At 35.4% G+C, this 9989-nt stretch carries 7 protein-coding genes; all 7 read left to right on the top strand.

Annotated elements, in window-relative coordinates; genetic code table 11:
* Positions 1 to 224: 224 nt before the first annotated feature.
* Positions 225 to 3200: a type IV secretory system conjugative DNA transfer family protein gene (locus PTI45_RS16505; protein ID WP_069328708.1), complete on the top strand. Its 2976-nt coding sequence runs from the start codon at positions 225 to 227 to the stop codon at positions 3198 to 3200.
* A gap of 136 nt (positions 3201 to 3336) precedes the next feature.
* Positions 3337 to 4200, top strand: coding sequence for a hypothetical protein (locus tag PTI45_RS16510; protein ID WP_069328709.1), 864 nt, complete (start codon positions 3337 to 3339; stop codon positions 4198 to 4200).
* Positions 4197 to 5300, top strand: coding sequence for a hypothetical protein (locus PTI45_RS16515; RefSeq protein WP_069328710.1), 1104 nt, complete (start codon positions 4197 to 4199; stop codon positions 5298 to 5300). The genes PTI45_RS16510 and PTI45_RS16515 overlap by 4 nt, the downstream gene beginning before the upstream one ends.
* A gap of 146 nt (positions 5301 to 5446) precedes the next feature.
* Entirely contained in the window at positions 5447 to 5737 is a 291-nt protein-coding gene (locus PTI45_RS16520) for a DUF1292 domain-containing protein (protein ID WP_069328711.1), read from the top strand.
* Between the two features lie 231 nt (positions 5738 to 5968).
* Entirely contained in the window at positions 5969 to 6427 is a 459-nt protein-coding gene (locus PTI45_RS16525; protein WP_069328712.1) for a hypothetical protein, read from the top strand.
* Between the two features lie 80 nt (positions 6428 to 6507).
* Entirely contained in the window at positions 6508 to 7968 is a 1461-nt protein-coding gene (locus tag PTI45_RS16530; protein ID WP_069328713.1) for an AAA family ATPase, read from the top strand.
* Between the two features lie 64 nt (positions 7969 to 8032).
* Entirely contained in the window at positions 8033 to 9826 is a 1794-nt protein-coding gene (locus PTI45_RS16535) for a vWA domain-containing protein (protein ID WP_069328714.1), read from the top strand.
* The last annotated feature ends 163 nt before the right edge of the window (positions 9827 to 9989 follow it).

The following is a 9989-nucleotide window of genomic DNA, read 5'->3' on the forward strand; positions in this document are numbered from 1 at the left end:
ACCAGATACAGCATATTGCTGTGTCTGGTGCTTTTTTGTTTTCTGTAAATTTAACTCATGGATTAAATGGTAAAGGAGCGATCGTAAACAGCATTTAGCCTTATGTATGTTATTTAACCAACTAAATAGACCAAAACTGGAAGTACCAGATACAGCATATTGCTGTTTTGGTGCTTTTTTTGCTAGCAGTTCTAATTTTAAAGTACGTGGATTGGAGGTTTACAATGAATCAAGATGTAGAAGAACAGCATGATCCATCAGGATCTGCTTTTCCAATGCTTACCCCTAGACTCAAAGTCTGGTGGGTAAATCATAGAGAACTGGTGACGGAATGGTACAGAATATACTTTCATACTATCCTGGTCACTCTTTTATTGACAATGAATTTGTGGCTTGGATTTTCCTCATTTCTTATTTTTTTTGCACAATGGTTTGGTATAGATTCAGGGGTAATTGGGTTTTTAACTTTGTTCTATAAAAATCCACCAATAGGTTATCAATTTTTACTAAATGGGTTCTATACGCCATTACATCATCACAAGATATTCTGGATCGTATGCGCGTTAAATTTACCTATTCTGACTTGGATTTATTCAACAATATCTCAACCAATCAAAAAGGGATTTAAAACATACTTAACATGGGTTTCGCCCAAAGGACGAATAGCTATGTTGATCCTCTGCGCGATTCCTTTTGCATTACATGTAAATGCCATATTTGCATGGTATATTCGGAATTATCTTTTTGATTTTTTTGCAGGAATCAAATCCAATGAACAGTATCTTGTTGTAAATTCAATGGAAAGTTTTGGTTATGTCCTGCTGGCGTTGCCTCTTATCATTGTTATTTTTTCATCATTTTTAATTGTGAAGGATTTTTATAGCAATGAAGATCTAAAAGACGCATTTTTCAAATGGAAATTCAAGTGGCTGGCAAGTCAGGCATTCTCATTACGAGACAATTCCTGTGATGTCATTGTGGGATGGGGTAAAGAAACTAATGAGCCCATCGTTCTTACTGAAAAGAACCGGTATCTCCATGAACTAGTTGCTGGAGCGACTGGTACAGGTAAGACCTCCACCACAATATTAATTCGTATCGTACAGGATTTAATTCGGATTGCACGCGGTCGAAAAATGGGCATTATTGTTTTAGAGCCTAAAGGCGATCTTGTAGCAGATGTGCTAACTTTATGTGATCAATTAGGCGTGCCTAAACACTTAATTAAAGTAATTGATCCAACTAATATTCCAGATTCTATTAAGTTTAGCCCATTCGTAGGTCCAATGGATGCAGCAGCCGAAACGTTTAGAGGGGTTCTGGATGCGCTAACAGAGAATCAAGATTCGTTTTTCAAAGGTCAACAAGGTGAAACATCAGGTTTATATACATTACTAGGTAAGATTAGATATGGACATAAGTTTAATATCTTACATCTGCAAAGAATGTTTACTGATCCGCGCCATTTAGCAGATATTACGGAAGAAGTACGCGAGCAGGTCAACTCTCATGTAAGTGATGAGAATATATCTGAAGACGTGCAGTTAGAGATGGATCGGTATGATCGGATTGTTTCTTATTTTGAAACTGAAGTACTTGATTATAAACAATACAAGGAAAAAGACGTAATCAAACCACAATATTATCCAGAAGCTCACAAACATGCTGGCAAACAAGTGGTAGAAAGTAAAAAGGATAAATTTGTAGCTGGAGCTAAAAAATATTTAAATGATATTGCTACAAATGTTATGTTATCTAAACTCATGGTAGCCAAAGATGATGAAGAATTGTTAGATTTGGATGCCTTTTTAGCTAATGGTGGAGTTCTGGTTGTCAATACTGCATTAGGAGAGCTAGAAGAACTTAGCTTGAGTTTTGGTCAATTCTTTATTCGACAATTGCAGTCTAGTATTTTCCGTAGACCTAAAATTGGACGAATCCCATTCTTTTTATATATTGATGAAGCACCACTCTATATTAATGCTGCCTTTGAACGCCTATTTACTTTAGGGCGTTCATACTTGGTGGGTACTCTGATTGCGATGCAATCGCTAGGGCAGTTTAAAGTGATTAAACCAGGTTACGATAACACCATGATGGGATCAGCAAGAAGTAAAACAGTTTTTGGTGGTGGAGAATTCGAAGATAATAAACGATTCTCTGATACGTTTGGTGAAGAACCTCAAACAGAAGAGTCTCAGAATGAATCCACTACACCTATTTCTATGCCTAATCAAAGTTGGGGTATTCGAAATAATATTCAACGCAAACAGACCGCTAGATTCACGCCTACAGAAATTAAAGAGCTTAAATTTAAGCACTTCATTTTTGATTCTATGGATGCGGAAGGTAGTGTAATGCCTCCTATCCATGCTATTGGTAAATTTGTGAGCGAAACTAAATTTGTTAAGCGCTTCTTGAAAATTGGTAATTTGAAGCTACTTACAGAGCAAAATACAGATCAGGAGTTTGATTTAACTTTGACACACTCCAACCTGTTATCTTCTCTCATGGAAAAACCGGTGAAAACAGATGTAGATGATATTCTCGCGCAAAAGCAAGAAGAAGTGACTGGCTTACAAGAAGAACCAGAAACGATTTTACCTACGAATGCACTACCAATTGAAGAAGATCTACCTGATCTGTTTGTAAAAGTGAAGACACCTGATGAAGTGCCTCTAAAAGATAATGTTGTTTATCTAAATAAACACATGACGCAGACTCATGCAGATGGGTCAGATATACCAGGCATCATTGATATATCTGATCCTCCGGAAGAAAGCAATACTAGTACAGTGATTGAAAAAATAAACGATTCTAACATTACAGATTTAATTCCTGTTGAAGAAGAAGATTTAGAGAATTTAGTAGAAACACATGACAATTACGGAGGTGTATTTCCTATCCAACCCTTACCTGAAGAAATGGAAAAATCAATCGGACTATTACGGAAATCAACGGAAACGGGGAATGATGTTCATACTCCACTCCACATAAACTCGGATGATGTCGAACCAGAACTCCAGCCACACGTTCAATCGATAGATGACGGTGAACCGGTAGGAGAAACTATTATTGCACCAATCGATTCATTCTTAACTGAATTCTTAGCCGTAGATCCTGATACCAACTCAAGCGTCACAGAGTCAGTTGCTCGCGCTCATTTCACTGAAATTCTAGAAGAAGAAGAGGATAGTTGACATTTCAAAGTATTCTGATTACTATTAAAATAATTAATCCAGAAACGAGGAAGCACCTCGCACGCATAACTGCGTTCGAGGTGCTTTCTGCATTTCTGGATTTTTTTGTCACTACACACTGAAGGGTATGATAACTATGAATTATTTGACACCAGAAAAACGACAAGAGCAAAAAGCAGTAGCTTGGGCAGAAATCCGAGATAGTAAGCGTTTAGGTCAAGTGCTGTATGCAAAAAGCGTCGGAATTATCACGCTTAAAGATAAAGAAGTATTGCAGCTTGATTATCACGGCATCACTGGTTACTTAGCAAAAGATAAAATCAGTAACTATACTTATAGAGGTTTACAACATCTGCTGGGGAAAGAATTCGAATTTGTAGTCGAAAACTATGAAAATGAAGATAAAGAACTTTTTGTAGCTAATAGAACTAAAGCTTTGGAAATCACGAAAAAGAAATTCTGGGCAAATGTAGAGAAAGATCAAAAATTCAATGCTTTCATCGATGGGAATGATGGCTACCGACTATTTTTAAATGTAGAAGGGGTCGAAGTGATCCTGAACAAAGCAGAAGTATCACACAGTTTTGTAACAGAAGACCTTCGTCTGCTATTTGAAATCGGTGAACTATTACCAGTACAAATCATTGATTTTGAAAAACCTACCGAAGAAAAACCTAATGGGTCACTTATTGTTAGCACAAAAGCACTACTTAAAGATCCGTGGGAAACCGTAGAAGACGATTATCAGGTTAACGGCACGTATATAGCAACAGTTCATAATTTCCATGATCAACACGGTATCTTTTTCACTCTTCGATCCGGGCTGATTGCACGATCTAACTTTCCTAGTTTCGGCAAACCCTCCATGTTCCAAAAAGGAATGGAACATAATGTGCGGATTCGCTCCATCGACCTTAAAAATCGGAAAATGTCGGTTGTAGTTATTATCCCACGTAATAAGACCGGTATGAATTCAACAAAAGGTAGGGCTTTACAATGAGCATGCCGGAATTCGTTTTTAATAACAATGTGGAGGAGCAGACTAGTTCTGCTCCAAGTCCATTCCCCAATCCTTATGGTCAAGATGGGCCCGCAAATATACAGGAATACTTACTTCCGAATCAAGAAAAATTCGGATTGTATAGTGATCCTTTTGCAAAATTAAAGTATATACAGCCGGAACAAGGTGTTCGCAACGCAGCCTTTTGGTACGAAAATAGAATTAGTAATAATACGTTAACAGAAAAAGAGATTAAACTTATTCAATATTTATCGGTAGTGCGTGTAGCTACACGAAAACAAATTGAAAATATTCTCTATCCTCTACAAAATGATCATAATCAAAAAACATTAGAGTTTCTGCGAAAATCTAAAAATTCCGGGTTTATATGCTCATTTAGTTGGATCAGTGAATTACCACACGAACGAAAGAAGCCGATGGTTTACGCACTTACCAAAGTAGGAGCTGAAGCAGCAAAATCCCTTTTGCCCGATTCTAATTGTTTTTTTATGAAACCTGTAAATTATCCACCAGGTTCAGAACCATCAATGGCTGACTATTTTGCAGATTTAATCGGAGGACAATTGTACAGCGAACTCAAGAAGATTGACCGGTTGATTAGCTGGGAACGTCGAGCAACGATCATGTTATCAGACAGCCAAGCATTTTCTCCATTTATTCGATTTCAAGTTATTAAAGAAGAAAAAGATTTACGACTCTTTTGGGTGGAGATTTTTCGAATGCACCCTGATTGGAAAACTAAAACAATTCAAAGGTTTCAAAAGATAGAACATGCTTTTAAAAATACTAAATCTTATGAGCGACCAGAACGTTTAATTGTTGTAGTAGATGGAGATGCTCGTATTCAACCCATAAGCGAAATTGCTCAAATGTATATGCCTTCTGTAGATGTACGATTTACAACCGATGAGCGTTTACTTGCAGGTTTAGATACACATACTTTTATATCCTACGATTTTGCGAAAAAGAGCTTGGTGAAAAAAAGGATTTCCTATCTCCTATCAGGTCATACAGGCATGACAGCGACAGAATATTTTGATTCGATGCATGGAAGTCTTGAAGAAGACTATGAAGAATGATAAAGAACCTTATACATTGAGAAGGAGGGACACCTCTTTCTCAATTTTTGCTTTTATGTTGACAAGAACTTACTTAATAATTAGAGTTGAGGTACATAACGACTATGAACAGGAACTTTTATATTCTTTGAAACGGGGATTAAATCATGAAAGATAATCCAATCGATTGGATGGTATTAAGCCAAAAAGACGATAGTCGGGTAAAACTTCGTTTTTCAGCTCAATTTGAAATTGATAAACAAATTTACATTGTAGCAACTAAAGAAGTCAATCAGGCACAGAATGTTGCGAAAGAAGAAACCAATCATGCTCAGTACGTCATTTTAAAAGTTGTTACACAAGGTGACAAACCGGAATTGCATGAAATTATAGATGATACAGAATGGCATCAAGCTGACTTATATTTTCGAGAACATTATGCTGATTTTTTAGATTAACAAAAAAAGACCTTAATCCGGTCTTTTTTTGTTGCATTTAACCCCATACTTTTTTTGTGATAGTATTTGGTTATTGTATATTTCACCCAAGTTCCACCAAGCGGTAGAACTCATTGTTTACACTTAAAGTATAAACTTTAAAAATCCATCTGTTTAGATGATCTTGAATGCTTGCGCATTGATCAATTCTAAATAGGTGGATTTTTTTGTTTGTCTAAAAAGGAGGAAATCATGAAAATTTTAGAAGTTGAGATGACTTGGTGTGATGTAAAGCAAATGCCGATCCCCTTTATTTTTGGGAAATGTAATGTGAGAGCAAATCGTTTTGATTCATCTCGCATCTATATCAATCTTGAAGCAACGCACCAAATTGAAATCTCAAGTACGTATCGCCAAATTCAGATTTGGTTGCTTTCTGGTCGCTGTACAAGCATAAAGTACACTTATGCAGGGCATTTTCCTATTCAATACTTTAAGAATATCGGTTTTAAAAAAGTGAACGAGCATTTATGGAGAAAAGAGCATCAATATCTTAGCATTTATGCTGTCAAACTCAATGAGAATAAATGGGTAGTCTGTATCGAGAATAGAAAGGATCAAAAAGGCGTTCCGATTGAACATTGTGAATGGACTTCGTTCTCGAGTTATCAACTGACGCTAGATGGAGAAGTTATAGTTGCTACATCATAGAGTGAAAATTATATATACGTGAAAATGACAACATTACGTTTGATTGTAATGTTGTCATTTATTATGAGGAGGAAGAAATAATGACTACACAATCTAAAGCAAGAGTAACTGCAAGAAGAATAAACGATTCTCAACTTTCAAAAAATTTAGGATTGAATAGAGCTCCCCGATCTTGCAACAAAATTGAATATAAAGAATTAAATAATGGGACTAAAGTGATCCGGATTTCCTTTAAAGATGGCATAGAAAATGGTTATGTGTTTGATGATGGGGCATCTATCGATTTTCATCATTATTGTACCGAGAGTGCAAATAAAAGTATTTGTACACATACAACAATTGCTGTGGGTATTGCAGATAAATTAGGACTACAAGTTGATAGAACGATGTTTTATAAAGATACATCTTACTTACAATCGTTTCAGCAACTTGATAATTATAAAGACTGTTCTTTAGATTTTGCTGTATTCGATGAGGAATCTGTTCCAACTACGACTACTCCAACTGCGACTCTTGAAAATATGATGGATGCTATTGAAGATTCACCCATCATATATGCAGAGAGAACAAGTTGGAAAGCAGAATATGCAGAAGTTTTACACTATTTGCAACAAGAAGGGGCAGGAGCAACTTTAATTAAAGAAATTCAAGAAATGCGAGAAGCTATTTTTAATGAAGTGAAATTAACTCCAATGGTCAGTGAGCCTGTTAAACCTTCCTTGCCATACACTGGTCCCTTTTTACTTAAAGCTCTTCGTCATATATTAAACGGTAAAGATCTGATGTTATACGGAGAAATGGGGTCTGGAAAGGATACGCTTATTGCTTCATTAGCATGGGTTTTAGGATTACCGGTGTATATTCAAGTGGGTAATATCAACGAGACTAAAGAAAGTATAGTTGGAGCACAAACCTTCGTTAAAGGTGAAGTGACATTTGAACTGTCTCCATTTGCAACTTCTGTAAAATATGGAGGCGTTTCTAATTATTCCGAGCTTAATATGATACCTGGTAAAGTGACTTCAATTTTTCATCCAGTGTTGGATGAAAATAGAGAACTACCTACTAAAAATGGATCACTTCCAAGGCATAAATATCATATTTTTATGGCTTCTATGAATTTTGGAGAAACCTATGCAGGCACTAGTCCTGTCAATGCTGCTTTAATGGATCGATTTGCAGTCCTTCAACTGCCTCAATCCATGGACTTGAAAGAATTGATAATCAAAAAAACAGGGATGAAAGATGCTAAAGTATTAGAATTTTTATTAGGGGTAAAAAAGCAAATTGATGAGCTAATCACTACCGAAGGAACAGGATCACGCTCACAAACAATTCGAGGATATTTAGATGCTGCACATTTTTTGAAAAAATATGGGATTAGTGATGAATTGAAAACAGAAGTATTGGAAGATTACATTATCAATAAAACAGAAGATAAAGCAGATCAGTTTGCTATAAGAGATCGAATACGGCAAAGTGTATTCAAAAAACTTCCAATGAATGACGAAGAGAAACTGTATCAAGAAGGATTTATCTAAATAATAATGAATGAGAAAGAAGGTTCTTGGGACCTTCTTTTTTTGATTCTAAGGAGATTATAAAATGACATTTATCGCTATTGAAACCAAAGAAGCATTAATCCAGAAACGTGAATTAGAGCGATTAAAACGCTATCTATTTATTAAGTTTGGAAAAAAAGCATTTGATATGTTTTGGACCACTCATTCTACTTCATATACGGATTATAAGGGTATTTATGTGAAGTATGACCTTCAAACTACTCAACATCGTTTATTTAGCGAAGATGAGTTAAGACTACTACGAAAAACACATGCTATTCATGAAAGAGGACATATCCAATACGATATTGGAGGTGTCACTCATCAATGGATAAAAGACAATGCTTCTTCAGACCAAATCGATTGGAAGAACAATGTGAAATATCCGGAGGAATGGTTACGTTATTTCGCAGGGATGATGATTGATGTGCGCATGGAATATTATGTGGCTTTGGGTTTACCAGAATCCAAAACTCTATTTGAATTCACAAATGAACACTGGAGATTTGGAATTCGAGGTCTTGAAGCAGGAGCTTGCAGAATTAATGATTTTAGAGAATGTATAGCCAGTAGAGGCTTTCAGTTAAAAGACCTAGAGTGGCATACAGACGCTATCGAGCTTGCTGATCAAGTTACCGATATTCTTACTTCATTAAGAGAATCTAAAAGCACTGTAGACTGTATGGATCATACTCTTCAGCTAGTGCAAGCTGTATGGCCCACATTATATGACTGGTTAGAATTAAATGATTTTAAACCTAATCTTTCGATATCTAACTATGATTCTGAGTCATGGGGTGATAAAGCAGAAGTCGAGAAAAATATAGAAGAAATATTGCAAGCGGCAGAAGAACAGTTAAACCAAGAGGATATTGATCCAGCTGATAAAGATAAACTTCTTAAACAATTAAAAAAAGAGATATTAGAAGATGAACAGCTTGTTGAAGACGAAATAAAAGATTATGAAGATCGAAAAGAAACAGTAGAAATTGATTTACCAAAAATAGGAGAATCTGTTTCTGAAGCAGTTACTATTAAACCTTATCGTCATCAAAACCTTCATTGCTACAATCAAATTAAAAATGAGCTGAAGAAAAGTATTGCTAGAACAAGCAAAGAATTAAAGAAAATTTTAGCTCCTGAAGAAGATATATTACTAACTAATCAGCGTTCAGGACATCTAGATATCGGTGAGATCTGGTCTGCACTAAAAACGGATAACTCTAATATCTTCCGAAGTGAAATTAAAGGTTCAGATGGAATCAATGCCAGAACTTTTATTATGAATGATATATCAGGATCAACGTCAATGCCTTTTGGTAAAGGTACCGAAAAAATCATAGATGTAATGAAGCAATCGCTTATATTATTAAATGAAGTATGCGAACAAATTAAGTTACCTTTAGAAATATTTGCTTTTACAGAAACTCGTCATACAGAAATATATCCTTTGAAACCTTTTAACAAATCTACTAATCTTGAGAAAAGTTTCATTGGAGCAATTAAAGCAGAAGAGGGAAATAGAGATAGTCTCGCCTTGCAGTGGATCATCAATCGTGCTCAGAATTATGTTGAGGAATTGAGAATAATATTTATGATAAGTGATGGTCTTCCAACCTTTTCTAAAAACGAAGATCTATATACGATACGAAATATGGTTCAAGTTGCTAATAAAAGTGGCATAGATGTAGTATGTCTTTTTATCGGAAATCCTAGAAATTTTAATCAAGTGAAAACGATGTATCCAGGACATGCCATTTTAGTTACTAATAATTTGCAGCGCGATCTAATAAATCAGCTGACTAAAATTATTAAGAAAAGAAAAGGTATACACTAAAGTACAATTCTATAATAAGTAATATTAGAGTTTGGCTATTAAATACAGAACACTATCGAAATATTAAAGTCGTAATAAAGTTTCGGTTAAAAAAGAAATTACCAATCTCAAACAATTAGATAGTAGAAAATTTTCTGAAATGATAGCCTTTTCTGATCTATCT

Origin of the sequence: Paenibacillus nuruki, from assembly GCF_001721045.1 — a bacterium.
Classification (GTDB): Bacteria; Bacillota; Bacilli; order Paenibacillales; family Paenibacillaceae; genus Saccharibacillus; species Saccharibacillus nuruki.